Raw genomic sequence first — 26,055 nt, forward strand, 5'->3', positions numbered from 1 at the left:
CTTTTAATCACTTGCGCTTTCTAGCGGCCTCAGACTTTTTCTTACGGCGTACGCTAGGCTTATCGTAATATTCACGCTTACGATATTCTGATAATGCACCGCTTTTCGATACATCGCGCTTGAAGCGACGAAGAGCATCTTCAAGAGACTCGTTTTTACGGACGCGAGTTGTTTTTGACATGCTATTTCCCTCCCTCCAAAGCAAAAAAACTGTTTCTATATAGTGTAGAGAACTCCCACACCTTCGACAATTATATTATATAGGTCATTTATGGTCAACTTTTTTATTAATCATATGTTTTAAAATCTCTTGAAACTTAGGTGCTCCTTCTGCTTCAAATCGCCGATTCCTCAAAGCAGAGCGGAATTTTTAACTTGTTACAACTCAAAAGTTATTTTTTTAAATTTCCTGATTTGAATAGCAGGTCCTACCTTTTCATGAAGTATCTCGCCTTCAGCTTTCAATTAAAAAAGCTGCTTGCTTTATCGCAACCAGCTTTCACACTCTAATAATCAGATGTTCCAGTGCCTCCGTTGATGATGGCGATACCTGCGCTTGCCCCAATACGAGTTGCTCCTGCTTCAATGACAGCTCGTGCTCCTTCGTAATCACGTACTCCGCCAGAAGCTTTTACACCTAAATCCGGACCGACAGTTTTGCGCATCAGGCTGACATCTTCAACCGTTGCGCCACCACCTGAGAAACCTGTTGAGGTTTTAACGAAATCCGCTCCGCCATCTTTAGTTAACTGTGAAGCTGTAACTTTTTCTTCATCACTCAGCAGAGAAGTCTCAATAATAACCTTTACTAAGGCTTTACCTTTGGCTTCATTTACAACAGCTTCAATATCAGCCTGGACAGCTTCTGTATTTCCTGATTTCAATTCGCCAACATTGATCACCATGTCCACTTCTGTAGCACCATTCTTAATAGCCTGGCGTGTTTCAAACACTTTTGTCTCTGTCGTTGTCGCCCCTAGAGGAAACCCAATAACTGTACATACCCTTACATCTGTACCTTGTAGTAATTGTGAACTGTATTCCACCCAGTAAGGATTTACACAGACCGACATAAAATCATATTCTTTTGCTTCATGGCAAATCTCGGTAATCTTATCTTTGGAAGTATCTGGTTTGAGCTGTGTATGATCTATCATTTTTGCTAAATTTTGTCCCATAGAGTTCATCCCTTCGTTTAGTTGTCCGTACATCTACCTTATAATAGCATGTCGCTTTCAAAAAAGCGAGCAGCATGAAAGGGCTTTTATAAAATGTCCATTATTGTTCTTCTAGTTGATAGGATAAACTAGATAGAAAATATAGCGGAGCGGTTTCCATTCGCAATATTCTCGGTCCTAATCGTACCGGATGGAAGTCTGCCGACAAGAGTTGTTCCGCTTCTTCAGATGTAAATCCACCCTCTGGTCCAAATACAACAATCACCCTCTTTCCTCTGGTTACTCGCTGTAACTGATCTGCCAATGAGTGATGGTTTCCAGATCGTGCTTCTTCTTCATGGGCGATCAGTTTCACGTCATACTGATGGCTCTTTTTGATCAGAGCTGTCATAGCCATAACATCAGATATTTCGGGAATGCTGGATCGTTCAGATTGTTCGCTCGCTTCTTTGGCGATTTTTTCGAGCCTGGAAACCTTCTTCTTTGCTTTTTTTGCGTCCCACTTTGCAACCGAACGCTCCGCTTCAAAAGGAATAAAATCGTAAGCTCCAAGTTCCGTCCCTTTTTGAACAACCTGTTCAAGTTTATCCCCTTTACCAAGACTCTGAACGATTGTAACTCTTACGGGTAGTTCTTTATTTTCCGCAAGCCATTCCCTGACAGTACCTGACACCTTCTCGCCTGCGTTGATCTTATCGATCTCGCATAGAGCTGGGCCATGATCAGGATGAACACAAATAAAAGTATCCCCTTCCTGCATTCTCATGACTCTTGTCATATGATGGACATCGTTTCCTGTAATGGCAACGCCTTCATCTTCCCAACTGGTTCGATCTACAAAATAACGCTGCATCATCAATCACCTTATATCCGGCTTTTTAGCAATAATAGAAATCCAATCTTCCATTCTGTTCGTCTCAATGACCTCAAACCCAGCCTTCTGAAGCCGATTTTTTACCAATTCCTTCTTTCCCTCAATGATTCCTGAAGTGATAAAATAACCATTTGGCTGCAGCAGACGGTAGGCGTCATCTACAAATTGGACAATAATTTCCGCCAGTATATTCGATACAATTAAGCCTGGTTCAATAGTAACACCTTGTAAAAGATTATTTTTAGTCGATGTTACCTGATGTGCCACTTGATTTAATTCAGCGTTATTCATTGTACTTTTCACGGCCACTTCATCAAGATCGAATGCATGGACATGGTCAGCACCTAGCAGTACAGAAGCTACGCTCAGCACCCCTGAGCCTGACCCTACATCGAGAACAATGTCACCTTTCGTTAAATACTGTTCAAGAGCTTGCAAGCTCAAGACTGTGGTGGGATGCGTCCCTGTTCCGAATGCCATTCCAGGATCCATTTCGATTATTAACTCATCACTTTGTACAGGGGTATAGTCTTCCCATGTAGGGATAATTGTAATCTTTTCAGAAATCTTTACTGGTTTATAATATTTCTTCCAGGCTGTAGCCCAGTCTTCTTCATGAATTTCGGTAAGGGTTACATCATTATGGCCAATGTCAATGTCAAATATCTTTAAATTATTTACCGATTGTTTGATCGCATCAACCGTTTCAGATAAAAAGCTATTGACTGGCAGATAGGCCTTAACATAGACTCCTTCCTCAGGATAATCTTCTGGATTCAGTTCATAGATTTCACCAAATCCCGTTTCCTCTTGGTTCATATCCTGAGGATCTTCTATCACTACACCGCTTGCCCCTGACTCATGCAAGATGTTCGAAACGGGTTCAATGGCTTCATTGGTGGTGTGAATACAAACTTCCGACCACTTCATATTGATCAACTCACTTTTTTAGGATTATGTACAAAAAGAGTGCCAGGAACTTTGGCACAGGTAGTATTCACAAGCTACCGATTTATCCACGTCCAGACACTCTTTCATTAACAGCCTCATTCACCTTTAAATGCACGTTTCATTCGTTCAAAAAAATTACCATGCTGCTCTTCCGTTACTTCATTACCACTGATTTCACTAAATTCCCTAATCAGCTCACGCTGACGGTCTGTCAAATTCTTTGGTGTAATGACACGCATCTTGACGTGCTGATCTCCATGGCCACGGCCATGGACATTTGGAGAACCTTTATCTTTCAAACGGAACGTCTTACCTGTTTGAGTTCCAGCCGGCACCTTAAGTTTAACTTTTCCATGCACAGTCGGCACTTCAATTTCATCACCTAGGGCAGCTTGGGCAAATGTTAACGGGATTTCACAAAAGATGTGGTCCTGTTCGCGCTCAAAAAATTCATGCTGCTGCACACGAATCACAACGAACAGATCCCCAGCAGGACCGCCGTTTACACCAGCTTCTCCTTTGCCAGGCACACGAATTTGCTGTCCCTCGTCAATACCTGCAGGAATATCGATGTGTATTTTGTTTCGTTTCGTTACACGGCCATCTCCACCACAAGTATTACATTTATCTTTAACGATCTGTCCGGTTCCTTGACAATGATGACACACTCTTCGGTTCACAACACGGCCAAATGGTGTGTTTTGCTCTTGATTAATCTGTCCGCTTCCCTGACAGTGTGAACAAGTTTCAGGAGAAGTGCCAGGCTTAGCACCCGACCCCTCACATGTATCACACGTTTCCTCGACAGGAATCTCAACATCTGTACTCTTTCCAAAAATGGCTTCCTCGAACTGAAGCGTCATAGAATACTGGAGGTCGGCCCCTTTGCGTGGAGCGTTAGGGTCACGCCGACGCCCCCCTCCGCCGAAGAACATATCGAAAATATCGCCGAAGCCGCCGAAGTCTTCACCGCCGCCTCCGAAACCGCCAAATCCTTGACCTTGCGGACCAGCATGACCAAATTGGTCATATTGTGTACGTTTTTGTTGGTCACTCAAAGTTTCATAAGCTTCTTTGGCTTCTTTAAATTTATCAGATGCATTTTCTTCTTCACTGACATCTGGGTGATATTTACGTGCTAGTTTACGATAGGCCTTCTTAATTTCCTGTTGAGAAGCATCCTTCGATACACCTAGCACTTCATAATAATCACGTTTACTCACTTGTTGATCACTCTCCCAGGCGCTATTACATAAGATTTATATTAACATTCTAGTTCAGTTTTAAGCAAATAGTTCATTATTAAGACATACGTGAAAAAAGTCAAAGTCAAGAAGATCCTGACTTTGACTTTTCTTTCAAGCTGCTTACTTTTTATTTTCGTCTTCGTTTACTTCCTCGTAGTCAGCGTCAACTACATCTTCTTCAGCATCTGACTGTTCACCCTGAGCAGCTTCTGCTTGCTGCTGTGCTTGTTCATAAAGCTTAACAGATAAGTTTTGAACCTGCTCTTGCAGTGCTTCTTTTTTCTCTTTAATTTGATCAAGATCTTCGCCTTCAAGAGCTGTTTGAAGCTCTTCTTTAGCTGTTTCGGCATTTTGCTTTTCTTCATCGCTTACTTTATCTTCAAGATCCTTGATCGTTTTGTCTGTCGTGAAGATAAGCTGATCAGCTTCGTTACGAAGTTCAATCGCTTCACGTTTCTTCTTATCTTCCTCCGCATTCTCTTCAGCCTGACGTACCATATCTTCTACTTCTTCATCAGAAAGGCCGGAAGAAGACTTGATTGTGATGGATTGTTCTTTGTTCGTACCCATGTCTTTGGCACGTACATTGACAATACCGTTCGCATCAATATCGAAACTTACTTCGATTTGAGGAACACCACGCGGAGCTGGCGGAATATCAGTCAGCTGGAAGCGTCCAAGTGTTTTGTTGTCCTGAGCCATTTCGCGTTCACCTTGAAGGACATGGATATCAACAGCTGTTTGATTGTCAGCCGCAGTAGAGAACACTTGAGAATGACTTGTAGGAATGGTTGTGTTACGTTCAATTAGTTTTGTTGTAACAGACCCCATTGTTTCAATGCCTAGTGACAGTGGTGTTACATCAAGAAGAACTACATCTTTAACGTCCCCTTGCAGTACTCCACCTTGAATAGACGCACCAAGTGCTACAACTTCATCCGGGTTAACCCCTTTGGAAGGATCTTTTCCTACCTCTTTCTTAATCGCTTCTTGTACAGCTGGGATACGAGTGGAACCACCGACAAGAAGTACTTTATGAATATCGCTTGAGCTCATGCCAGCATCTTTCATTGCCTGGCGAGTTGGCTTCATGGAACGTTCAATTAGATCAGAAGCAAGCTCTTCGAATTTCGCACGAGTTAGATTCATTTCTAAGTGTAGCGGTCCAGCTTCGCCAGCAGTAATAAATGGTAGAGAAATTTGTGTTTGAGCTACACCGGAAAGATCTTTTTTAGCTTTTTCAGCAGCATCTTTCAGGCGCTGTTTAGCCATTTTGTCTTGTGAAAGGTCAATTCCATTCTCTTTCTTGAACTCTGCTACCATGTGGTCCATGATCACTTCGTCAAAGTCATCCCCACCAAGGCGGTTGTCACCAGCTGTAGCTACAACTTCAAATGTACCTTCACCAATGTCAAGGATAGATACGTCAAACGTACCGCCACCAAGGTCATAAACTAAAATTGTTTGATCCTGGTCTTCTTTATCAATTCCGTACGCAAGTGCAGCTGCTGTAGGCTCATTGATAATACGTTCTACTTCAAGACCGGCAATTGTACCAGCGTCTTTGGTAGCTTGACGTTCCGCGTCATTGAAGTATGCAGGAACAGTTACAACAGCCTTCTCTACTGTTTCACCAAGGTAGTCTTCAGCATAACCCTTAATGTACTGAAGAATAGCAGCAGAAATTTCTTGTGGAGTGTATTCTTTACCTTCCACTTCAACTTTATAATCAGTACCCATATGACGTTTAACAGAAAGAATTGTGTTTGGGTTGGTGATTGCCTGACGCTTGGCTACTTCACCTACCTGACGTTCACCATTTTTAAATGCAACAGCAGATGGCGTTGTGCGGTTTCCTTCCGGGTTAGGGATTACTTTCGCTTCCCCGCCTTCCATTACTGCCACACAAGAGTTTGTAGTACCTAAGTCAATACCAATAATTTTACCCATAGTAGTGTATCCTCCTCTAACAAATTATCTTAACAATTTATTGATTTACTTTTACCATAGCCGGGCGGATAACCCGATCGTTTAAACGATAGCCTTTTTGCAGTTGCTCTACAACTACATTAGACTCAAAGTTGTCGTCCTCAACTTGCATCACTGCTTGATGTAAATTCGGATCAAACTCTTCCCCTTGAGCCGGGATTTCCTCCACACCCTCTTTTTCAAGAGCAGCTTGGAATTGGTCGTACACCATTTTCATTCCATTCGCAAAGTTCTGGGCCGCATCCCCATCCACTTCGACTTGCAAAGCTCTTTCAAAGTTATCAAGGACCGGGATTAGCTCTTCAACGATTGATTGAGATCTATATTTTCTGTCCGCTTCTCTTTCTTTTGAAGTTCGGCGGCGAAAATTATCATAATCAGCCTGAAGTCTGAGCAAACGGTTCTGAGCTTCCTCTTTCTCTTGCTTAATCTGAGCCAGCTCATCAGAAGATTCCTCAGTCTCTGACTGTTCCCTATCAAATTCAACTGCTTGTTCATCAGTTTCTGGTTCAATAATTTCTTGTTCTTGCTGATCTTTCTCTTCCACGACTTTCACCTCCTTGATTCTTATTTACCGTTATTGACTATAACATGAAAAAATATCCGAAGAAAAGCAAAGGCGGCCAGATTTAAATTCTTTGTGCTGACAATTAGATGGTCGCCCCTGCCCGTCCTAAAAAGCAACAGACAAAAAGAAGCGATGGGAGCCTTTCATCCCATCATCCATACATAACTTAAAGGTATCAATACCACCCTTTAAACGTTTCTGTCATATGCTTGGATAAAACACTTAACAATGAAATCACCCGATTGTACTCCATACGTGTTGGACCAAGCAAAGCAATCGTCCCTACCTGCTCATTTCCAAGAGTATAGCTTGCCGTGATCAGGCTGCAGTTTTGCATAGCATCAAAAGGATTCTCATGCCCTATACGTACATGAAGACCCTGGTCGCCTGATCTCAGCAAATCTGCCATTTCATTTTCCTGCTCGATTGTAGCAAAGAGCGAACGTACTTTCTCAAGGTCCTTAAATTCAGGCTGTGTAAGTATATTGGTTTTTCCTCCAATATAAAGCTTAGCTGGCTGTTCATCCATCAATGCAGCTTGCATATACCTGAATGCCTGCTCATCCATATGCTCCTTGACTAACTCCCGAACTTCAAGTTGGAGTTTTTCATGCAAATGAACTAATGGAACATCGCGCAAACGATCATTTAAGATATTGACCATTTTTTCAAGCTGAGCTGGCTTCATTTCAACAGGAACATTGAAAGCTCTGTGTTCCACATGACCTGTATTCGTCACTAAAATCGCGATCGCAGACTGTCCATTGAGCGGTACAATCTGCAGTTGCTTCAACTTTGTTTCGAATACTTCGGGACCGAGAATGATCGACGTATAATTAGTCATATCCGATAAGATCCCGGCTGATTTCTGCACGACCCGTTCGAATTCCATCATACGGTCCTTAAATGCTTCTCTGATCGTTTTTATCTCTCCATTAGACAATCGCAGTGGAGATAAAAGATGATCGACATAAAAGCGATAACCTTTCTCTGATGGTACCCGTCCCGATGAGGAATGGGTTTTTTCAAGGTACCCCATTTCCTCAAGGTCTGCCATTTCATTACGTATGGTGGCTGAACTATAGGTTACAGCTTCTTTTTTTGAAATTGACCGCGAGCCAACCGGCTGAGCAGTCAGGATGAAATCATCAATAATCACTTGCAAGATTAACAATTGTCTATCAGTTAACATCGATGATCACCTCTGTTAGCACTCGAATTAAGTGAGTGCTAAATCTAATAATAAATTATCAAAAGGGTGTTGAGATGTCAACGAATTTCCTTTGATTTTTCACGAATCCAGTAAAAATTCCTGAAATACCTCATTCCCTAGGATTTTCCCTTTATCTGTTAACCAAAGGAAGCCATCACCCTCTGCCAAGAGTCCGCGTTGTTTTAATGCAGGTACGGCATCTTTAAATACTTCATCAATAGTGCGGAAGTATTTAGCTTCAAAACGTGCTAAAGAAACACCGCTTACTTTACGTAAACCTAGAAACATCTCTTCTTCCATTTGCTCTTTCAGTCCTACCGGCTCTTCATGCAGAATAGGGCGGCCATTTGCCATTGCTTGTTTCACGTATGCCGGTAAAGGACGGATGTTTATTGTACGTTTGCCTGGCATGTAGCCATGGGACCCTGCTCCAATGCCGTAGTAATACTCATTATTCCAGTATGTCAAATTATGCTTACTCTCAAAACCAGGCTTAGCAAAATTGCTTATTTCATACTGGTCGATCCCCTGACTCGCAAGCTTCCTTTGCAGCAACTCATACATTTCTGCCTCATCATCTTCAGGAGGTTTTACGAGTGTTCCTTTCTTATACCGTTGATAAAAAACTGTCTTTGGTTCAATTTGAAGCGAGTAAGATGAATAGTGCGGAAGTCCGAATTGGAGAGCCTCGTCAATTGTTTCCTCAAATGCTCCCACTGTTTGTCCCGGTAAGGCATACATCAAATCAATACTAATATTCGTAAGGCCTGCTTGGATGAGACGGTCAACATTCGTATACACATCTTTGACACGATGTACCCTGCCGATTTTTTCAAGCATGTCATCATCAAAAACCTGAACGCCTAACGAAATTCGATTAACGCCGAAAGCTTTAAGAAGTTTCACTTTCTCGAAGTCCAAATCTCCAGGATTAGCTTCGAACGTGTATTCTTCACACGCTGGAATGTCAAAGTGCTCATCAATCATGCTCAATAGTTTTTCCAGCTGATTGAGAGTAACTACGGTTGGCGTTCCTCCACCAACAAAAATCGTCCTCACTTTGGCTTTCTCACCGGGAATGTATGCGTGTATCTCTTGATAAAGAGCGTCTAAGTACTCATCTGCTAATCGTTCATTATAAAAGAACTTCGTAAAGTCACAATAATGACAGATCTGTTGGCAAAAAGGAATGTGAATATATGCGGAGGAGATTGTCATGGTGTTCCACCTTTCATAAGGAAAACCGCAAGAAGTGGCCTCCTGCGGTCTTTACCTGCTCTTATTAATCATCATTAATTTCTAATACAGACATAAATGCTTCCTGCGGTACTTCTACAGAACCGACCATCTTCATACGTTTTTTCCCTTCTTTTTGTTTTTCAAGAAGTTTACGCTTACGAGAGATGTCACCGCCATAACATTTGGATAATACATTTTTTCTCATCGCTTTAATTGTAGTACGAGCAACAATTTTATTGCCGATAGCCGCCTGGACAGGCACTTCAAATTGTTGACGCGGAATGAGTTTTTTTAACTTTTCAGCAATAATCTTACCACGGTCATAGGCAAAGTCACGGTGAACGATGAAAGAAAGAGCATCGATGGTATCACCATTTAGCAAAATATCCATTTTTACAAGATTGGATGTTCGATAACCAATCAACTCATAATCAAATGAAGCATAACCTTTCGTCTGTGACTTCAACGAATCAAAGAAATCATACACAATTTCAGACAATGGAATTTCGTAGACCACATTCACCCGATTATCATCAAGATATTGCATGTCCATAAAATTCCCGCGTTTGCGCTGGCAAATTTCCATTACAGGCCCTACATAATCGTTGGGCACCATAATAGTTGCTTTAACAAACGGTTCCTGAACATCCTCAAGCTTTTGATTATCAGGCATCATAGACGGATTATCTACTTCAATTTCTTCTCCATCCGTTAAGGCGACCTTATAAATTACACTTGGAGCTGTCGTAATCAGATCAATCTTGTATTCACGCTCAATCCGTTCTTGAATAATCTCCATGTGAAGCATTCCCAAAAACCCGCAACGGAAGCCGAATCCCAGGGCTTGGGAGGTTTCTGCTTCATATTGAAGTGATGAATCGTTTAACTCCAAGCGCTCAAGCGCATCTCTTAAGTCATTATAATTGTTAGCATCCACTGGGTACAGCCCGCAGAATACCATTGGGTTCATTTTTTTATAACCCGGCAATGGAGTTTCCGCTGGTCGATCAGCTAAGGTAATCGTATCCCCTACTCGCGAATCACCAATATTTTTTATAGATGCTGTTAAATATCCTACATCACCTACATGAAGTTCATTTAAGGATGTTGGTGTCGGTCTGAAAACACCGACCTCATTTACTTCAAATTCTTTCCCTGTTGCCATCATCCTAATTTTATCTCCAACTTTCACAGAGCCCTCACGTACACAAGTATAAGCCACCACTCCACGATACGAGTCGTACAGCGAGTCAAAAATAAGGGCTTTAAGTGGATCCTTCCCATTCCCTTCGGGGGCAGGGATATCCGTTACGATTCGCTCTAGAATTTCATCTATCCCTACCCCTTCTTTCGCTGATGCTAAGATGGCATCTGAAGCATCGATACCGATCACATCTTCGATCTCTTGCTTAATCCTCTCTGGATCTGCGCCAGGAAGATCAATTTTATTAATAACCGGGATTATTTCCAAGTCGTTCTCCAAGGCTAAATATACGTTTGCTAATGTCTGGGCTTCAATTCCCTGAGCAGCATCAACAACTAATATGGCTCCTTCACATGCAGCGAGGCTGCGGGACACTTCGTATGTAAAATCGACATGTCCAGGGGTGTCTATTAGGTGAAACGTATAATCCTGTTGATCATTGGATGTATAGTTCAATTGAACAGCATTAAGTTTTATGGTTATGCCCCGTTCGCGTTCAAGATCCATTGCATCTAAAAATTGTTCTTTCATTTCTCTTTGTGTTAAAGCTCTTGTTTTTTCAAGAATCCTGTCAGCTAACGTCGATTTCCCATGATCAATATGGGCAATAATCGAAAAGTTACGGACTCTTTCCTGTCTAGATTGACTTGTCAACTTCATCACTCCTACTAATTTCACACGCAGTCAACTAGCCTGATTATAGCAATAGGCGCACGAATATTCAATGCAAAGAACAAAAGCTGGGAGTGCAGGGAGATGCTAGAGGTAGTTCGGCTAAACCAAAGACAGAAGAAGTTCGACTAAGAACGGCACATTGTGTCCAGCATAAAACAAAGCCGCCCATCTTGGACGGCTTTAATCGATATTAGGTTTTCACAAAATCCGACACAAACATTAGTACTAAATCAAAACCTGCCCCCACTCCCTTTGCCGCCCCTACTGCTACATCAACAATGAAGGGGGCTTCTTCTTCAGCTATCTCAGAATTGCACGACTTTCCAAATTCCAAAGTTGTTTCTTCAGCAGAATCTGATTCGGTTACGGATTGGCTCGTTCCATACAGAGCACCGGCTGCGAATAATAACATACAAAGCAGTAAGATCGTAAGCCACTTCATACAGTTCCTCCCCTGATTATGAATCTGTTGAAACTTTTTCCGCTTGCTGCCAGTAGTAATCACTAAACACTTCTGCCATTGCATCTGCTGTCCGGTACGCCTCATCAAGACTGTTATGTTTCCCGCCAAATTCAATTAACACGGCTTTATCTGATAAATCCTGGTTATATACTCCGTTAACGCCGCTTCCTTTCTTGGTGATGACACCACGGCTAAGTGTTGGATACTGCTTTTTAATCCTTTTATGAAGTTCTGTAGCGACCTTTAAATTTTCCTCATAATCTTTATGTTCTGCACCGACTACGAAAATGACCTTAGCATAGGTTTCCCCATCGATTGTAGTTGTCGTTACATCTCTCGGCATACTATCCCGGTGTAGATCAAATGTGTATTTGATCTCCTTGGTTGAAGCCAAAGCTGCTTCTACAACGTTTCTTGAAGCGCTATACGAGCCAATTCCTTGCTCACTCGCTGCCTTCATAATATCTTTTTGGTTAACCTTTGTACCAATTCCATTAGCTTCGAGCCCTTTTGCAAGCCGCTCCCCTACTTTAGTAATATTAACTTCATCGTGATAAGCTTCCTCCGTACCTTCAGGCAAATGCGGTAAAAAGGACTCTCGATTGTGGGAAGAATAAATAAAAACAACATCACGCTCTCCCGTACTTGGTTTATTCTCTATTTTCGGAGGCGGGTCCGTCTCCTCTTTTTGTTCAGGTTCCACAGCATCTCTGTCACGTAGAACGACATCTAGTGGTGGCGTTGATTCGACCGGCAAGTTTGTGTAATTGGTTCCTTCCCCGGCAATAATAATTTCACTATTGTAGGAAGACAATCCTGGTATTTCACGACCTAGCAGACTTCGTGGGTCTTTTGGGGTCACGCTCGTCAGCATTTGAAACGATAAATGCGAAAGACTTGGCAAGTCTGCCCCTTCCGGATGAGCATTGGCATAAATTTTATTTTCCATTTCAAACAAGTATAAGAAGTCACTGCCTTCTAACTGGGTAGTAAAGTTTTGAATGGTTTCCGAATAAAGGCGATACGTCGTTTTGGCCCCGGTAAGAATACCGATCCCAATAAATAATAGCAACAAAATGACTAATGATAAGACAAGCCACTTAGACCAGCGTTTTATGTAATTTCGACCGTTTTTTGGATGTTTTTTGATCGGTGACATCGCTCTGATCCTCTCCCTATTTTAAACTCTAGTAAATGGTATGTTAGAGAGAGGAATCATAGAACGAAATCTCTAATGAATATTAAAATTTAGTATAAGATTGGGCGTCGCCATCTTCTATTACCGGATGTAAAGCACCGTTAATTCCGGCAGAAACCACATGGGCCATATCTTCAACAAATGAGTCGACTTCTTTTGGAGTGACCATTAAATTATGTCCAAGCGGTGTTAATACTTCTTTAATAAGCTGTCTTTTTTCCGATTCTTTCAAGGTTCCGAGCATTCCTAGGACTGCCTGACTCTGCTCTTCACTTGGAAGATCATCTTCTGTCAGCTGTTTTCTTTTTTCAAAAGGATTGAGGGCAGGAGATAAAGCGTTTGATGGACGATCCTTCTGCCTCCATTCCCTGCCAAAGTGTTTAAGCACATAATCTATCGCATCGTTCGTAATCGTAACAGCATCAACGACCGTTGGAACTCCTATGGAAAAAACCGGAATACCGTATGTTTCCTTACTGATTTCCTTGCGTTTATTACCTACACCAGATCCTGGATGGATCCCTGTATCAGATAACTGAATTGTTGCATTAAGCCTGTTGATAGAGCGGGAAGCGAGCGCATCGATCGCAATAACAAAATCCGGATTCGTCTCATGAATGATTCCATGAATCATATCGCTTGTCTCAATGCCTGTTATTCCCATGACTCCAGGAGTTACTGCCGATACATTGCGGTATCCTTCTGCCACTGTTTCAGGCTGCAATTCAAACAAATGACTGGTAACGACCAACTCATCTATTGCGAAAGGACCAATGGCATCAGGTGTTACTCGGTGATTGCCTAAACCGACAATCAAGCAGCGGTCTGTATCTTTAATTTTATTGTCAGCTAACAGTTTTTTTATTTGTTTAGATAAACAAGTGGATACTTCCACCTGCATCTTTGTATCCTGCTTACGAATAGCCTGTGATTCGATCGTTATATAATTCCCTGCCTTTTTGCCGATCCTTTCTGCACCTTCGGGATCTACTTGGACAAAGGTCAGTTTAATATCATCAAGTTGTTCCTCTGTAACATCTACACCATCATGACCTTTTTGTGCAGGGTCAGATTCCACATTCATTTCATGGGCCTCTAAAGCCAGGTCAGTTCGTACTGAAAATCGTTCTTCTATAGCCATTTTCACGACCTCCTTTTGCCCATTTTCCCCTATATGAATAGATACTATGCAAATCATCCGTTAGAAATCTATTGAAAACAAGGACTTGCTTTGGTAAAATGTCTCTTGTTCGATATGAATGAGTTTTATGTTTTTACCTGGGAGGTGAAACCATGCCTAATATTAAATCAGCTAAAAAACGCGTACGTGTTAATGATGATGCCCGTTCATTAAATGCAGCATTCAAATCTGACATGCGTACAGCGATTAAACGTGTTGAGAAGCTTGTAGAAAGCAATGATACGGATAATGCTAAACAAGCTCTTACGACAGCCGTTAAGAAAATTGACAAGGCGGTCCAACGCGGTGCCCTTCATAAAAACAATGGTAACCGTAAAAAATCACGCCTGTCCAAATTAGTTAACGCCAGCTAATCGTCTAAACGTTTTTTATGACCAACATGCGATCCTGGATTCAGGATCGTTTTTATTTTTGAAATTTTACCGAATAAAAGCCTTCAGGTTTTCTCCTGAAGGCTTTCCTTATACCATTTCGTGGTTTTTAATATTTATGAGTTGATATAATAACATTTCAAACGCCAGCTCCTTATCCATTTGCCCCTGTTTCATGATGTAATCTGTTTCTGCAAGCTGCTGGATAATTTCGTTCAACTCCTCGTTGGTAAAAGCCCTCTCCCTTTTTAAAGCCATTTTTATCACAAATGGATGGGCCTTCACATAACTCTTCATTTGATTCTGGGCATAACCCTTTTGCTTCAGCGTCTTCACTTGACTAATAATTCTAAATTGAGAGGCCAATAATGCGATCAAAGCAATCGGCTCTTCATTTGCTTTTACTAAGTCTTTATAGAGTCTGATAGCCCTTCCCAAATTTTTCTCCATTACTGCATCAACTAATTTAAGACCTGATGCTTCAGCACTGTGCGATAGTAAGTTCTCCGCAAGTTCTCGACTGACTACCCCGCCTTTTTCTACATGCAATGCCAGCTTTTCAATTTCCTTGCGCAAGGCCATCAGGTTTGTCCCTATTTCCTGTGCGAAAAGTTCGAACACTGATTCGGGAATTGTGATTTGCAGGTCCTTTGCAATTTTTTGTATCCACTTGTCCATATCCCATTCTCTTATGGGCTGACATGAAAGTACCTCACCATTTTTTTTGAACTGTTTGAACACTTTTTTTCGCTCATCCAATTTTTCGTAAGGCGCGATTAAAATCAGAACTGAATAATCTGCAGGATTGTTTATGTACTGTAACAATGCTTCTACATTATGGTCAAAAGGAAGTTTGTCTGGTTTCGCCTTAAGAAAAGTTGGATGAAAGGCGATGACCACCTTATTGTCGCCTAAAAAAGGAAACGTTTCAGCATCAGTGACAACATCTTCTACTGGTGTTTCTTCTAAATCATATTGTGAAATATTAAAGTCGCGGTCCTTTGGGCTTAATGTCTGCTCGATAATTTTCTGTTTATGTTCTTGTATCAGATAGCTTTCCGTTCCATATAATAAGTAAATCTGTTTAGGCATATTCTCTGATCCCTTCCCACCTAAAAAAAGGGGTGCAGCGGCGACCCCAATTGGGTATATTCGTGTATTAATTTTATTGCTCATTTTCAATTCTGTCAAAAACACCGCCGCACCATCTATATGAACGTCACCATCACAGCCCCGGATGCTGTGATAGTAAACGATATTGTTCCCCTCATGTGTATAGTGTGACCGCTCAGGGCAGAATTATCTGTGACAAGTCTTGCTAGAAGAGGCAAAGGATTGTTAGAAAAGGGATATTTATTTTCCTTTTCTAAGAATGTGGATTTTTTAAATATTTTCGCTTATAATAAAAAATGATATAGGAGGGGTAACAATGAACGAATTTAGAAAGGATATTCAGTCTAAGACGAATGACGTAATTGATTCTGGTTTAGGATTCGTATTCTCATTTGTTTTCTTTTTCGTCATCTTCTTCATAGGTGTACTATTCGAATTTATTGGACGATAACTTAAAAACCGAAAGCTAAAAGGCTGCCTGCTAAGGCAGTCTTTTCTTATTTTCTTCATTATACGGAAGAAATGTGGAAAACGTTCCTGATTGTTTACTGAATTTATACTGTACTGCACCATGCAGATCTGTTCTAAACAGGAACACGTCTTTTTCGAGGAGACGGTCCACGACTTCTTCATGCGGGTGTCCATAACGATTGTCTACTCCTGAGGATATTAGCGCTATGTTTGGAGCAAGGTTATTAATCCAATTGGCAGAGGTTGACGAATCACTGCCATGGTGACCCACTTTGAGTACTTTTGTCGTTAACGATGGGTAAACATTGAGAATCTTCTCTTCAATTGCGTCCGTAATATCACCGGTAAATAACCATGATTTCCCCCCTAATTTAGTATAAATGACAACAGAGTTCTCATTTGTATCTTGCTCATCTACACTTGGATGAAGCACATTAAACTTATGGCCGCCAATTACAATGGTGTCTCCCTGACGAATTACAGTTACACTTTTCTGATCAATTTGATGATAAGGACTTACATAAATCTTGTCGACTTGAAATGAACTTTGCAAACGATCAACACTGCCGCTGTGATCAAGGTCCATATGTGAAAGCAACAGGGCATCAATTTTCTTAATTCCTCTGGACTTTAAAAATGGCTCGATTACTTGATCTGCAATTCTGTTGGAATTACTACTGAAAGCCGGTGACCCAGCTGCATCAATTAAAATCACTCCTTCCCTAAACGGAAGCTCCACGACGAACGTATCGCCTTGCCCTACATCTAACATCGTTACCGTGCCTTGATTAGAAATATAAGGTTTTATGGAGTAACTCATAAGAATAATGACCGTCCCTAACCCAAATAGAAATGCTTTCTTCAACCGCTTCTGTACCCAGTTGATCATCATTAACGTAAGAAGTGCATAATAAGCGAGAATCCATTCTAACGGAAGCTCCCCGACTACCCATTGAATATTGAACGGCTCACTTACACCTTTAATCCATGTTAAAAATCCTTCATGTAAAGACACCGTTAATGTAGATAGCGTAAAGGTCCATGTTGGAATAAAAAACGATACAAACACAAAAAGAAATAGAAGCGGAATGATAATAAATGAAAAATAAGGGACAAGCAATACATTGGCTGCTAGCGAGAGCGGGTTAAATTCATAAAAGTGGTGCAGTTGGAGGGGCAGAATGACAGCTTGGCTGATGAAGCTGATCAGTGTGGAGACAATCCATATATTGTTATTGCCTAAAAGTGGATAGGACAAAAATAAGCTAAACGTGACAATGAACGAAAATTGAAATCCCAGATTATAGAAATAGGCAGGATTCCATAATAGTAACAACATAGCGACTAATGCAAGAACATCAGTGGCAGCTACTTTAACCTTCCATTGCGCAATGAGCAGAAGAAAGAGAGCCATAAGACAGGCTCTTAGAACTGGAGGGGCTGCTCCTGAAATAAAACAGTACGCAGGAAGAATAAATAGCACAACTCCCCTGGCTTGTTCCACCGTGGCAAACCCAGAACGGTATAAAATCAAGAATAGCGCGCCTAAGAAAAGTCCTACATGAAGCCCGGAAATAGCTAATATATGGGATAAGCTGAAGTCCCGAAACCATTCTATAGTTTCTTCGGAAAGATATTGGGTATCTCCAAAAACGAGTGCAGATGTCCAAGCAAAAGCTTGTGGGCTCATGGCTTTCTCTACTGTAGAGACCAAGTTTTTTCTGGCTTCGAATGCACTATGGAATATAGACTGGCCTTTGCAGGATATTTGAGACGGCGAGTCCAAGGTTATTTGATAAGCTATATGCTGATTTTTCAGGTATTCCCGGTAATCAAATTGACCAGGGTTTCGTGCTCCCTCCGGCCAATCAACCACTGCATTTACAACACAATACGCACCGTATTTGAGTTGTTTACGGACATAGTTTATTTCTTCTGGAAGAGCTGCTGTTTTAAAATAGACGATCACCGCCTTGTCTTCTCGTTCCGCTAATTTGAATGTAGTACGGATCGTGCTTTCCGTTTCAGATAAAGGAGAAATAATTGTTCCTTCTAAAGAAGGAGATAGAGTCGAAGGATGAGGGGGGACTTGTGTGGTAAAGTAAAGGAAGCCAAAGGTGAAACAGACGGCAAGGGTGACTATCCAGGTCAAGGACTTTCTTAATGTTGCTATCCACGCAATAAACATTCCTAACATGAGATAGGTCACCGGTTGAGCCGTTTGTGATAAAATCCCTCCCCCGACTGTTGCTAACACTAGGAGATGGATGTTTCCCTTCATGAGCGTTGATTATTATTCACTTTAAAGAGGTGTTCGGCCTTTTGCTTAAGCTCACCCAATTCTTCTGGGCTATGGCCGCCTTGTTCAAGCTTATGTATAAGCTGCTTTACTAGTTGTCCTTTTTCCATAGTTTGTGGATCAATCAATTTTTCATCTCGATCCACCTTATGGATCTCCACACCTGCCTGCGTGAGTAATTCGATTGCATATGGATGGTTACGATAATCTTCGCTGTAATAAACGGCCTTGATACCAGCTTGAATAATGGCCTTCGTACAATGGAGGCAAGGAAAATGCGACACATATATTTCAGCTTGTTCGGTCGCAACGCCAAATTTTGCACACTGAAGGAGTGCATTCATTTCTGCATGAATGGTTCGTACACAATGCCCATCAATCACATAACAGCCCTCATCCACACAGTGGACGCCCCCGGAGACACTCCCGTTATAGCCTCCCGCAATCATACGTTTATCTCTTACAATTACTGCTCCTACTGCTAATCGTTCACAAGTACTTCTTGATTTTAAAAGGTAACTTTGGGCAATAAAATATTGATTCCAAGAGATGCGCTCCATGTTTTCAAACTCCCCTTACTAGCATTTTCAATGAATTAAGTTTACCGTTAGATCCAGCAATCAGTCAAACCCAGCAGGTCACGGTACGAGGATCATATCCAGCATATTTTCTAGTGTTTTTTCTCCGATACCCGACACCTCCAGTAAATCTTCTGGTTTTTTAAATAAACCATTTTCTTCCCGATGTTTAATGATCGCTTCTGCTTTAGAGGGTCCTATTCCTGGTAGAGCCTGTATTTCTTCCACACTTGCTTGATTAATTCTTACTTTCCCAGTACTTTCACTCCCAGGTGAAGCTGGAGAAGCATTAGTACCCTCTGAAGCAGTTCTTGCCACTAATATGACCATTTCGTCAACAATTTTTTGAGCTAAATTAACACTCGTCTGATCGGCTTCCTTTGTCATACCTCCAGCCATTGTAATAGCATCGTTAACACGAAGACCAGCTTCTAGCTTATAAATACCAGGTCGAGCAACTTCTCCTTTAACATCAACGACCATATTTTGCTCAGCGGGAGCAGTATCTGTACGATCTTCTACAATTGGCGATACCTCACTTTCCTGAATAACCATTTGCTGCTCATCTTTCTGCAGGTAAAACACGAGAATTAATAATACAGGAATTAATAATAACCATGCATATCTTTTCATGAATATCACAGAAACGAAGTCCCCTTTCATAATTCAATTTTTGAAGAATAAAGTTATTAAGTAAACGAAAAAGGAGGGATTCTCCATGCGCTATGGAATCATTGGGACAGGAAATATGGGGAGTATGTTAATTAACGCCTTTATTTCGAGTGGAGCAGTCGACGCAAATGATGTAACCATTTACAATCGTACTCGTAAAAAAGCAGAATGGATAAAAAATCAATTTAAGGAAATTACAATTGCGGAGTCTGTTCAAGATGTTGTCAAGAATAGCGAAGTGGTTTTTATATGTGTAAAACCTCATGATTATAAAGATATCTTAACTCAATGCTCACTGAATGCCACACAATGTTTAGTTTCAATCACCAGTCCAGTATCTGTAAAGGAGCTGCAAAATGTTACGTCCTGTCAAGTAGCAAGAATCGTTCCATCTATTACCAATAGGGCGTATTCAGGGGTTAGCTTATTTACGTACGGAGATCGTGTTTCTGACTTTTATAAGGATGAATTACATTCAATCTTCTCACATATTTCTACTCCTGTAGAGATCGAGGAAGAGTCCATACGTTCGGCATCAGATATTGTCTCATGCGGACCAGCATTTATAAGTTTTCTCTTGGAAAATATGATTTCGGCAGCTTCAGAGGTTGGTGGAATGTCGAAGGAACAAGCAACACAGCTAACAGAGGAAATGATGATAGGGTTAGGTACCTTGCTGGAAAAAAGAACTTACACATTACCTGAATTAATGGAAAAGGTTACTGTTAAAGGAGGAGTCACCGGGGAAGGAATTCAAGCACTTGAGAACCATGTTGGAGATCTTTTTCTTGAAATGTTTAAAGCAACACATCGTAAACATAAAAATGATAAACAAACGATACATTTATAACATTCGACATTCCTCTCAATTTTCCTGCAAAAAAAATAAAGGACCTTCGAAAAAATCGAAGAGTCCTATCATTTTTGGCAAACAAAAAACAGTCGATCGCCACGCTCAGCAGGGTTTACCGAGAAATCAGCAGTGACACGCTGCAAGGTAAAACCTGCTTTTTCTATTGCCTTTTGCAATGTTTCCAAATGATATCCCTGCTGTAAGTGCTGTTCATCAAAACGTTGGTAATCCCGGTGATGACGAACAAAAAAAGTTAAATCATGAATCATGGAATATTCCTCCTCACCAGGATCACAAAACCACACGTACGAAAGGTCATCATATACTTCTGCGAAGGTTTGTCCACACAAATCATTGACAATATGATCGACAGAATGCACGTCAAAGAGAAATAGCCCTTGCTCACTTAGAGCCTGATAAGCATGTTTAAAAACAGCATTAAGGGATGATTCATCTGTAATATAGTTCATCACGTCACAATAGCTGACAATACAATCATAATCATGCAGACCTTTTAATTCAGTTATGTCCTGCCTCAGCCATTGAATAGTCTGATCTTTGCTGGCTGCCATGGTCAACATGTCTTCAGACAAATCAACTCCGGTTAGCCGCCAGCCGTGATCAGCTAACCGTGACGTTATCTCACCTGTACCGCATCCTAGATCTAATATATTTTGTACACCAGGATGATAATGCTTCACTATCTGTTTCGTCCACGTTACCCATTGATCATAAGGAGCATCCTTCATGAGCACATCATACACTTGTGCCATTTGCTGATAGTTCATTTATCCTTCAATTCCTTCAACGGCTACTGCCTCTGCGTCACCCCATAGACGTTCAAGGTTATAATAATTCCGCTCATCTTTATGGAAGATATGACACACCACATCTGTAAGATCTACCAGAATCCAGCGTGCTTTATCAAATCCTTCCATTCGCTTAACTTCAATTCCGTTTTCTTCTGCCTGCGCTTTAACTTCTCTGGCAATCGCCTGCACCTGACGTTCATTTGACCCTTCACAAATCAAGAAGTAGTCAGCAATCAATGATACATCCGTCATATCAAGAACGACAATGTCATTCGCACGTTTTTCATCACAAGCTTTGGCAGTTAATGTAACTAACTCTTTACTTCCCATCGTTTTCCTCCCTTAAATTTTCTTTATTTCTAATAAATCATTATATGCATGGATAGTGTCAGGGTAAACGGATCTGCTTTTATTAGTTAAAAATTGTATGGTATTCGACAATGCTTGCAAACAAGCTTGATCTAAATTCGCTTCCGCTGTCTCTCTCACTTCTTCCACACCGGAAAACCCTCTTCCAGGTTCAATATAATCAGCTAAAAAAACAACTTTGTCCATAACACTCATATTTTTCTTTCCCGAAGTATGACAAGCAATAGCAGATTTGATATCCGTATCCGCCAAACCAATTTCTTTTTCCAGCATAATAGCACCCACCGGCCCATGCCAGAGTTCATGATGATGGTTCAGCAAATCTTTCGGTAAACGCCGATCGCTTATAATCCAGCGCTCCATATCCTCTTTAGGTTTATACTTTGCATAATCATGTAAAATAGCCGCTTTTTCAGTAAGTTCTGGATTTGAACCAAACCGATCAGCTAAAATAAGTGCAGTTTCAGTTACCCGAACTGTATGTTCATACCTCGTTTTAGTGAGGTGCGGCTGAACAAATTCAAGTAATTCTTTACAACTTAAGTGCATACAGCGAATTCTCCTTTATATAGTGGTGAACAGCTTCGGGAATTAAGTATCGTACCGTTAAGCCTTGTGTTAACCGCTCCCGAATAAGAGATGATGACAGATCAAAACGAGGGACATCAATCATGACCACATCCTTCGCTGCCCTGCCTCCAGACCCTTCTCTTTGAACACCAACAAAAGTGACAAGCTTCTTCAATTCTTCAATCCTGTGCCAATCCTGTAAGCTGTCCACCATATCTCCGCCAATAATAAAATAAAATTTATCGTCTGGATAGTCTTCCGTTAATTGCTCCATTGTATCGAAGGTATATGATTTACCTTGCCGGGTCATCTCTAGATCAAGACAATAGAATCGTTCATTCCCTTGAATAGCTTTCTTGACCATATCCAGCCTCTCGTCTGATGAAACAGCCGCCTTTTTTTTATGTGGAGGAAGATACGAAGGAACAAACCAAATCTCATCTAATTTCATCGCTTCACATACTTGCTCTGCAATTATCAAATGTCCCTGGTGCGGAGGATCAAATGTCCCGCCAAAGATTCCTATCCGTTTCATAACAGGCTCTCCTTACGGTAAATCAATTTGTTTATTGTTCTTCGACTCTTTGTACAAAATAATTGTATTACCGATCAGTTGAACAAGCTCTGAGTCTGTTTTACCAACAATCGCTTGGGCAACTTCAGAATTGTCTTCAAAGCAATTTTGCAAAATGCTCACCTTTATTAATTCTCTTTTTTCCAATGCTTCAGATATTTGAGTGGTCATATTTTCATTAACGCCGGCTTTACCCACTTGAAAGATGGGTTGAAGCTTGTGAGAGAGACCACGTAAATATTTCTTTTGTTTACTTGTTATCATACTATTCTCCTTTCAATTTCTCTTCGAATGCTTTCAACATCTCAGAGGCATTAGTTGATTTCCCTGTCCAAATTTCAAAAGCAAGAATCGCCTGGTTTAATAACATTCCATGACCGTAATGCAGTCGTGCCCCCTGTCGCTCAGCTTCTTTTAACAAGGAAGTCTTCATCGGGCGGTAAACGATATCGCTGACGATTGTATTAGGACCGATATCTGTAAGGGAAATCAGCTTTCGGTTAATCTCCGGTGCCATGCCAACGGAAGTGGTTTGGATGATGTGATCATATTGAGACAAATTTTCTTCGGCTTTCTGCAGGGAAAGGGCTTCTGAAGTTGATTGTACTTGTAAGTCTTCAATGACCTGCTGTGCTTTTTCAACTGTCCTGTTCGCCACGTCCACCTTCTTAATCCCCTGCTTAAGTAAAGCATAAAAAATACCCCTCGCGGCTCCGCCACTGCCGAGAATGAGTACTTTGTCAAATGGTTTCAGGGCATCATCATACCGATTAAGCAATGATGCCACATAACCTTGTCCGTCTGTATTGTATCCTATTAAACGCCCATCATCTACTTTCACAGTATTGACAGCACCTAGAAACTTAGCTGCTTCATCTAACCCGTCCAGATAGGGAATAACTTTCTCTTTATACGGAACAGTGACATTGAAACCATTAATTTTGCTGGATTTTAGCTTTTCCATCTGATAAGGGAACTGCTCAGCGTTACATTCATACAATTGGTATTCTCCCTCCAACCCATGCTGATCAAGCAGACGGTTGTGAATCCATGGAGAAAGAGAATGAGCGATTGGGTAGCCTATCAACCCTAGTTGCATGTTATCTACCTCCTATATTAATGAACTTCTCAAGGATACCCGAACGCCTTTGGAGGCATAAGCTGTTACAGTTACATCTCCATCCGGGACTGTAATCCATCCTAATCCAGAAAATACAATATCCATTTTCGGTCGATCAATTTTAAACGTTGTCCCTTTTAAAGGCGGAAGCAGTTTAATCGTTTCCTGATCAGGTGGTGACAATAACTCACCCAGATGATTCTTATATAATTCATCGGCATTTTCCAGCTTGGTTCGATGGATTAGCATGTCATTAGAAAAGTAGCAAATAAATGAGCTGCGATCACCTGCTTCAAAGTCTAATCGTGCTAAACCACCGAAGTATAAAGTTTGTTGTTCATTTAGCTGATAAGCCTTAGGCTTCACCTCTTTACTAGGTGTAATTACCTTTAGGTCCTGATCTGATACATAATGGGCCATTTGATGACGATGGATGACTCCAGGAGTATCAAACAGAGAACTCTGTGCATCCAATGGAATATCAATAAATCCAAGAGTAGTTCCCGGGAAGTAGGAAGTAGTGATCGCATTTTTTACACCGGAAGTCCGATTAATCAAAGCATTGATGAAGGTTGATTTTCCAACATTCGTTGTCCCAACTACATACACATCACCGTCATTCCTATAACGGTCTATAGCCTTAGAAAGGTCTTCAATTCCCTGTTGTTTTTCAGCTGATATTAAGTATATAGCCTCTATATCCAGGCCGTTCTCTTTCGCTTCATTCCGAAGCCATTGCTTTACTTTATTGTGATTTACCGATTTAGGCAGGACGTCCATTTTATTTCCAACTAGTATAATCGGGTTCTGGCCTGTTAATCGCTTCAGTCCGGGGATAAAACTCCCGTTAAAATCGAAAATATCCACTAATTGCACAATGAGACCTTTAGTTTTACTAATCTGATTTAACATCTCTAAAAAGTCATCATCCTGATAAGGAACATCCTGCACTTCATTATAATGTTTAAGCCGGAAACACCGTTTACAAATAACATCGTCTTTTTCAAGAGCAGACTGAGGGGCAAAACCCGCTTGTTTCGGATCTGTAGTTTGGATCTCCGCCCCACAACCCTGACAGATTATATCACTCATCGTCCATTTCCCTCCTCCCAGGTAATTTTACCTTTTCGCTTCATCCAGCTTAAAATCCGCCGTTCAATTCTCCTGTTAAAGCGAGTCCAAAAACCATCTGTTTCAACAATAGGGACAACTAAAATAGTATATAGTCCTGCTACGTTTCCTCCCAGAACATCTGTCATGAGTTGATCTCCAACTACGACAATTTCATTTTTTTGGATATTCATATCCTTCCTGGCTCGTTTAAATGCCCTCGATAATGGCTTTCTGGCACTATGAATAAACGATGTGTTCAATGGTTCCGAAAATAGCTTCACTCGATTCTCATTATTATTCGACGCAATCGTAACTTGAATACCATGATGATTCATGAGTCGAAACCAACTTACGATTTCCTCTGTCGCATCAGGCTCATCCCATGCAACCAGGGTATTATCTAAGTCGGTAATAATCCCTTTAATCCCTTTTTCCTTTAAACTTTCTGGGTCTATATCTTGTATGCTTTGCACATGCTCATTAGGTAAAAAATGTTTAAACATCACCAATCACTCCATCCTTCACGACAAAATCTCCTTACCCATCATATACAAAATTTCTACAGGATTCAAAACAATAGTGAAACTTTCCTCTTCATGCTAAAAATCGTTCGACAATTCGCGACAAGATCGTCCTGTGGATAAGTTTATGCACATATTCCACACCCTAAATCCTTTGTCTTTACTATCCTGCTAAAAGTTATCGTTACACTTATCTACAATTACCTGTAGATAAATGGTGTATTGTAGGCCAACTTTGAACATGGTAAGGTAAACTTGCATTACTTAAATATACTATTTAATAAACAGGAGGTGGCTGTCACAAAAGTGGCAGAGAGATGAAGCAATTATCTGATACCCTGTTACTACAATCTTACCACAAAGCTATTGAACTAAATCTATCACAAGACTTTATTAAACAAATTGAAGAAGAAATACACGAACGTTCTATTGCACATTTAATTAACAAGAAATTAAATCATGTAGGATAAAAATGGAACCACCTACAAATACTGAAAGTTATCCGCTCGTTTCCGGAGAAGGAAACGAGTTTTTTTATTTAAATTTTCTTTACTTATATTGTCGTGTCTCTTCTTATTTAAAAGAATTGTCAAAAATACTTCAAGATTCGTCATCTCAA

Annotated in this window: 29 protein-coding genes; 4 read left to right on the top strand and 25 right to left on the bottom strand. The window is 40.9% G+C overall.

Annotated elements, in window-relative coordinates; all coding sequences use genetic code 11:
* Nucleotides 1-7 precede the first annotated feature (7 nt).
* The 13 genes from rpsU to gpr all read right to left on the bottom strand — a co-directional run bounded on the left by rpsU (nucleotide 8) and on the right by gpr (nucleotide 13,940).
* Nucleotides 8-181: a 30S ribosomal protein S21 gene (gene rpsU, locus G6R08_RS01715; protein WP_079530318.1), complete on the bottom strand. Its 174-nt coding sequence runs from the start codon at nucleotides 179-181 to the stop codon at nucleotides 8-10.
* Between the two features lie 325 nt (nucleotides 182-506).
* Nucleotides 507-1,178 carry a deoxyribose-phosphate aldolase gene (deoC, locus tag G6R08_RS01720; protein WP_163526400.1) on the bottom strand — a complete coding sequence of 224 codons (672 nt, stop codon included), beginning with the start codon at nucleotides 1,176-1,178 and terminating at the stop codon, nucleotides 507-509.
* A gap of 100 nt (nucleotides 1,179-1,278) precedes the next feature.
* Nucleotides 1,279-2,034 carry a 16S rRNA (uracil(1498)-N(3))-methyltransferase gene (locus G6R08_RS01725; RefSeq protein WP_338035419.1) on the bottom strand — a complete coding sequence of 252 codons (756 nt, stop codon included), beginning with the start codon at nucleotides 2,032-2,034 and terminating at the stop codon, nucleotides 1,279-1,281.
* A 3-nt stretch (nucleotides 2,035-2,037) separates the two neighbouring features.
* Complete coding sequence (prmA, locus tag G6R08_RS01730) at nucleotides 2,038-2,982, bottom strand: 50S ribosomal protein L11 methyltransferase (RefSeq protein ID WP_163526401.1); 945 nt, start codon at nucleotides 2,980-2,982, stop codon at nucleotides 2,038-2,040.
* A gap of 116 nt (nucleotides 2,983-3,098) precedes the next feature.
* On the bottom strand, nucleotides 3,099-4,226 hold the full coding sequence (gene dnaJ / locus G6R08_RS01735; RefSeq protein ID WP_163526402.1) for a molecular chaperone DnaJ: 1,128 nt from the start codon (nucleotides 4,224-4,226) through the stop codon (nucleotides 3,099-3,101).
* A gap of 144 nt (nucleotides 4,227-4,370) precedes the next feature.
* The gene (dnaK, locus tag G6R08_RS01740; RefSeq protein WP_163526403.1) at nucleotides 4,371-6,200 is read right to left on the bottom strand and encodes a molecular chaperone DnaK; all 1,830 of its coding nucleotides are present in this window, start codon (nucleotides 6,198-6,200) and stop codon (nucleotides 4,371-4,373) included.
* A gap of 37 nt (nucleotides 6,201-6,237) precedes the next feature.
* Nucleotides 6,238-6,786 carry a nucleotide exchange factor GrpE gene (gene grpE / locus G6R08_RS01745; RefSeq protein WP_163526404.1) on the bottom strand — a complete coding sequence of 183 codons (549 nt, stop codon included), beginning with the start codon at nucleotides 6,784-6,786 and terminating at the stop codon, nucleotides 6,238-6,240.
* 196 nt (nucleotides 6,787-6,982) lie between these two features.
* Nucleotides 6,983-7,999 carry a heat-inducible transcriptional repressor HrcA gene (gene hrcA / locus G6R08_RS01750; RefSeq protein ID WP_163526405.1) on the bottom strand — a complete coding sequence of 339 codons (1,017 nt, stop codon included), beginning with the start codon at nucleotides 7,997-7,999 and terminating at the stop codon, nucleotides 6,983-6,985.
* Nucleotides 8,000-8,098: 99 nt separating this feature from the next.
* Nucleotides 8,099-9,238: a radical SAM family heme chaperone HemW gene (gene hemW, locus G6R08_RS01755; RefSeq protein ID WP_163526406.1), complete on the bottom strand. Its 1,140-nt coding sequence runs from the start codon at nucleotides 9,236-9,238 to the stop codon at nucleotides 8,099-8,101.
* Nucleotides 9,239-9,302: 64 nt separating this feature from the next.
* A complete protein-coding gene (lepA, locus tag G6R08_RS01760; RefSeq protein ID WP_420810363.1) occupies nucleotides 9,303-11,117 on the bottom strand; it encodes a translation elongation factor 4 in 1,815 nt (604 codons plus the stop codon).
* 211 nt (nucleotides 11,118-11,328) lie between these two features.
* Entirely contained in the window at nucleotides 11,329-11,580 is a 252-nt protein-coding gene (locus tag G6R08_RS01765; RefSeq protein ID WP_163526408.1) for a hypothetical protein, read from the bottom strand.
* A gap of 16 nt (nucleotides 11,581-11,596) precedes the next feature.
* Nucleotides 11,597-12,760 carry a stage II sporulation protein P gene (gene spoIIP / locus G6R08_RS01770; protein WP_163526409.1) on the bottom strand — a complete coding sequence of 388 codons (1,164 nt, stop codon included), beginning with the start codon at nucleotides 12,758-12,760 and terminating at the stop codon, nucleotides 11,597-11,599.
* Nucleotides 12,761-12,842: 82 nt separating this feature from the next.
* Entirely contained in the window at nucleotides 12,843-13,940 is a 1,098-nt protein-coding gene (gene gpr / locus G6R08_RS01775) for a GPR endopeptidase (RefSeq protein ID WP_205439384.1), read from the bottom strand.
* A gap of 152 nt (nucleotides 13,941-14,092) precedes the next feature.
* Between gpr and rpsT the strand changes: the two genes are divergently transcribed.
* A complete protein-coding gene (gene rpsT / locus G6R08_RS01780) occupies nucleotides 14,093-14,353 on the top strand; it encodes a 30S ribosomal protein S20 (protein WP_079530331.1) in 261 nt (86 codons plus the stop codon).
* A 108-nt stretch (nucleotides 14,354-14,461) separates the two neighbouring features.
* Here the strand turns inward: rpsT and holA are convergent, their stop codons facing one another.
* Nucleotides 14,462-15,463 carry a DNA polymerase III subunit delta gene (gene holA, locus G6R08_RS01785; protein WP_163526411.1) on the bottom strand — a complete coding sequence of 334 codons (1,002 nt, stop codon included), beginning with the start codon at nucleotides 15,461-15,463 and terminating at the stop codon, nucleotides 14,462-14,464.
* Nucleotides 15,464-15,800: 337 nt separating this feature from the next.
* On the opposite strand from holA, the gene G6R08_RS01790 reads away from it, so the two are divergent.
* Nucleotides 15,801-15,935 carry a YqzM family protein gene (locus G6R08_RS01790; protein WP_079530333.1) on the top strand — a complete coding sequence of 45 codons (135 nt, stop codon included), beginning with the start codon at nucleotides 15,801-15,803 and terminating at the stop codon, nucleotides 15,933-15,935.
* 30 nt (nucleotides 15,936-15,965) lie between these two features.
* Here G6R08_RS01790 and G6R08_RS01795 read toward each other — a convergent pair whose 3' ends face one another.
* From G6R08_RS01795 to G6R08_RS01805, 3 genes are all read right to left on the bottom strand, one after another.
* A complete protein-coding gene (locus tag G6R08_RS01795; protein WP_205439385.1) occupies nucleotides 15,966-18,212 on the bottom strand; it encodes a DNA internalization-related competence protein ComEC/Rec2 in 2,247 nt (748 codons plus the stop codon).
* Between the two features lie 20 nt (nucleotides 18,213-18,232).
* Nucleotides 18,233-18,814: a ComE operon protein 2 gene (locus G6R08_RS01800; protein ID WP_163526413.1), complete on the bottom strand. Its 582-nt coding sequence runs from the start codon at nucleotides 18,812-18,814 to the stop codon at nucleotides 18,233-18,235.
* 78 nt (nucleotides 18,815-18,892) lie between these two features.
* On the bottom strand, nucleotides 18,893-19,465 hold the full coding sequence (locus G6R08_RS01805) for a helix-hairpin-helix domain-containing protein (RefSeq protein ID WP_240339799.1): 573 nt from the start codon (nucleotides 19,463-19,465) through the stop codon (nucleotides 18,893-18,895).
* Between the two features lie 85 nt (nucleotides 19,466-19,550).
* On the opposite strand from G6R08_RS01805, the gene comER reads away from it, so the two are divergent.
* On the top strand, nucleotides 19,551-20,354 hold the full coding sequence (gene comER, locus G6R08_RS01810; RefSeq protein ID WP_163526415.1) for a late competence protein ComER: 804 nt from the start codon (nucleotides 19,551-19,553) through the stop codon (nucleotides 20,352-20,354).
* 68 nt (nucleotides 20,355-20,422) lie between these two features.
* Here the strand turns inward: comER and G6R08_RS01815 are convergent, their stop codons facing one another.
* Genes G6R08_RS01815 through G6R08_RS01850 form a run of 8 tightly spaced genes read right to left on the bottom strand, consistent with a single transcriptional unit; the run spans nucleotide 20,423 to nucleotide 25,418 of the window.
* Complete coding sequence (locus G6R08_RS01815; protein ID WP_163526416.1) at nucleotides 20,423-21,145, bottom strand: class I SAM-dependent methyltransferase; 723 nt, start codon at nucleotides 21,143-21,145, stop codon at nucleotides 20,423-20,425.
* The gene (gene rsfS / locus G6R08_RS01820) at nucleotides 21,146-21,499 is read right to left on the bottom strand and encodes a ribosome silencing factor (RefSeq protein ID WP_163526417.1); all 354 of its coding nucleotides are present in this window, start codon (nucleotides 21,497-21,499) and stop codon (nucleotides 21,146-21,148) included.
* 12 nt (nucleotides 21,500-21,511) lie between these two features.
* Entirely contained in the window at nucleotides 21,512-22,087 is a 576-nt protein-coding gene (gene yqeK, locus G6R08_RS01825; RefSeq protein ID WP_163526418.1) for a bis(5'-nucleosyl)-tetraphosphatase (symmetrical) YqeK, read from the bottom strand.
* Nucleotides 22,071-22,643, bottom strand: coding sequence for a nicotinate-nucleotide adenylyltransferase (locus G6R08_RS01830; RefSeq protein ID WP_163526419.1), 573 nt, complete (start codon nucleotides 22,641-22,643; stop codon nucleotides 22,071-22,073). Before G6R08_RS01830 ends, yqeK begins: the two co-directional genes overlap by 17 nt.
* A 12-nt stretch (nucleotides 22,644-22,655) precedes the next feature.
* On the bottom strand, nucleotides 22,656-22,946 hold the full coding sequence (gene yhbY / locus G6R08_RS01835) for a ribosome assembly RNA-binding protein YhbY (protein WP_163526420.1): 291 nt from the start codon (nucleotides 22,944-22,946) through the stop codon (nucleotides 22,656-22,658).
* Nucleotide 22,947: 1 nt separating this feature from the next.
* Nucleotides 22,948-23,781 (bottom strand): shikimate dehydrogenase, encoded by an 834-nt coding sequence (aroE, locus tag G6R08_RS01840; protein ID WP_163526421.1) that lies wholly within the window; start codon nucleotides 23,779-23,781, stop codon nucleotides 22,948-22,950.
* Between the two features lie 12 nt (nucleotides 23,782-23,793).
* The gene (yqeH, locus tag G6R08_RS01845; RefSeq protein ID WP_163526422.1) at nucleotides 23,794-24,894 is read right to left on the bottom strand and encodes a ribosome biogenesis GTPase YqeH; all 1,101 of its coding nucleotides are present in this window, start codon (nucleotides 24,892-24,894) and stop codon (nucleotides 23,794-23,796) included.
* Nucleotides 24,891-25,418 carry a YqeG family HAD IIIA-type phosphatase gene (locus G6R08_RS01850; RefSeq protein ID WP_163526423.1) on the bottom strand — a complete coding sequence of 176 codons (528 nt, stop codon included), beginning with the start codon at nucleotides 25,416-25,418 and terminating at the stop codon, nucleotides 24,891-24,893. Before G6R08_RS01850 ends, yqeH begins: the two co-directional genes overlap by 4 nt.
* A 335-nt stretch (nucleotides 25,419-25,753) precedes the next feature.
* Between G6R08_RS01850 and G6R08_RS01855 the strand changes: the two genes are divergently transcribed.
* The gene (locus G6R08_RS01855; protein ID WP_079530346.1) at nucleotides 25,754-25,906 is read left to right on the top strand and encodes a sporulation histidine kinase inhibitor Sda; all 153 of its coding nucleotides are present in this window, start codon (nucleotides 25,754-25,756) and stop codon (nucleotides 25,904-25,906) included.
* The last annotated feature ends 149 nt before the right edge of the window (nucleotides 25,907-26,055 follow it).

Source organism: Halobacillus ihumii (genome assembly GCF_902726645.1).
In the GTDB taxonomy this organism is placed as follows: Bacteria; Bacillota; Bacilli; order Bacillales; family Halobacillaceae; genus Halobacillus_A; species Halobacillus_A ihumii.

Excerpts from the sequence above, each read along its gene's own strand:
- rpsU (WP_079530318.1), bottom strand. The coding sequence starts at position 181 with ATGTCAAAAACAACTCGCGTCCGTAAAAACGAGTCTCTTGAAGATGCT.
- deoC (WP_163526400.1), bottom strand. The coding sequence starts at position 1,178 with ATGGGACAAAATTTAGCAAAAATGATAGATCATACACAGCTCAAACCA.
- G6R08_RS01725 (WP_338035419.1), bottom strand. The coding sequence starts at position 2,034 with ATGATGCAGCGTTATTTTGTAGATCGAACCAGTTGGGAAGATGAAGGC.
- prmA (WP_163526401.1), bottom strand. The coding sequence starts at position 2,982 with ATGAAGTGGTCGGAAGTTTGTATTCACACCACCAATGAAGCCATTGAA.
- dnaK (WP_163526403.1), bottom strand. The coding sequence starts at position 6,200 with ATGGGTAAAATTATTGGTATTGACTTAGGTACTACAAACTCTTGTGTG.
- hrcA (WP_163526405.1), bottom strand. The coding sequence starts at position 7,999 with ATGTTAACTGATAGACAATTGTTAATCTTGCAAGTGATTATTGATGAT.
- hemW (WP_163526406.1), bottom strand. The coding sequence starts at position 9,238 with ATGACAATCTCCTCCGCATATATTCACATTCCTTTTTGCCAACAGATC.
- G6R08_RS01765 (WP_163526408.1), bottom strand. The coding sequence starts at position 11,580 with ATGAAGTGGCTTACGATCTTACTGCTTTGTATGTTATTATTCGCAGCC.
- spoIIP (WP_163526409.1), bottom strand. The coding sequence starts at position 12,760 with ATGTCACCGATCAAAAAACATCCAAAAAACGGTCGAAATTACATAAAA.
- gpr (WP_205439384.1), bottom strand. The coding sequence starts at position 13,940 with ATGGCTATAGAAGAACGATTTTCAGTACGAACTGACCTGGCTTTAGAG.
- rpsT (WP_079530331.1), top strand. The coding sequence starts at position 14,093 with ATGCCTAATATTAAATCAGCTAAAAAACGCGTACGTGTTAATGATGAT.
- holA (WP_163526411.1), bottom strand. The coding sequence starts at position 15,463 with ATGCCTAAACAGATTTACTTATTATATGGAACGGAAAGCTATCTGATA.
- G6R08_RS01790 (WP_079530333.1), top strand. The coding sequence starts at position 15,801 with ATGAACGAATTTAGAAAGGATATTCAGTCTAAGACGAATGACGTAATT.
- G6R08_RS01800 (WP_163526413.1), bottom strand. The coding sequence starts at position 18,814 with ATGGAGCGCATCTCTTGGAATCAATATTTTATTGCCCAAAGTTACCTT.
- G6R08_RS01805 (WP_240339799.1), bottom strand. The coding sequence starts at position 19,465 with ATGAAAAGATATGCATGGTTATTATTAATTCCTGTATTATTAATTCTC.
- comER (WP_163526415.1), top strand. The coding sequence starts at position 19,551 with ATGCGCTATGGAATCATTGGGACAGGAAATATGGGGAGTATGTTAATT.
- G6R08_RS01815 (WP_163526416.1), bottom strand. The coding sequence starts at position 21,145 with ATGAACTATCAGCAAATGGCACAAGTGTATGATGTGCTCATGAAGGAT.
- rsfS (WP_163526417.1), bottom strand. The coding sequence starts at position 21,499 with ATGGGAAGTAAAGAGTTAGTTACATTAACTGCCAAAGCTTGTGATGAA.
- yqeK (WP_163526418.1), bottom strand. The coding sequence starts at position 22,087 with ATGCACTTAAGTTGTAAAGAATTACTTGAATTTGTTCAGCCGCACCTC.
- G6R08_RS01830 (WP_163526419.1), bottom strand. The coding sequence starts at position 22,643 with ATGAAACGGATAGGAATCTTTGGCGGGACATTTGATCCTCCGCACCAG.
- yhbY (WP_163526420.1), bottom strand. The coding sequence starts at position 22,946 with ATGATAACAAGTAAACAAAAGAAATATTTACGTGGTCTCTCTCACAAG.
- aroE (WP_163526421.1), bottom strand. The coding sequence starts at position 23,781 with ATGCAACTAGGGTTGATAGGCTACCCAATCGCTCATTCTCTTTCTCCA.
- yqeH (WP_163526422.1), bottom strand. The coding sequence starts at position 24,894 with ATGAGTGATATAATCTGTCAGGGTTGTGGGGCGGAGATCCAAACTACA.
- G6R08_RS01850 (WP_163526423.1), bottom strand. The coding sequence starts at position 25,418 with ATGTTTAAACATTTTTTACCTAATGAGCATGTGCAAAGCATACAAGAT.
- G6R08_RS01855 (WP_079530346.1), top strand. The coding sequence starts at position 25,754 with ATGAAGCAATTATCTGATACCCTGTTACTACAATCTTACCACAAAGCT.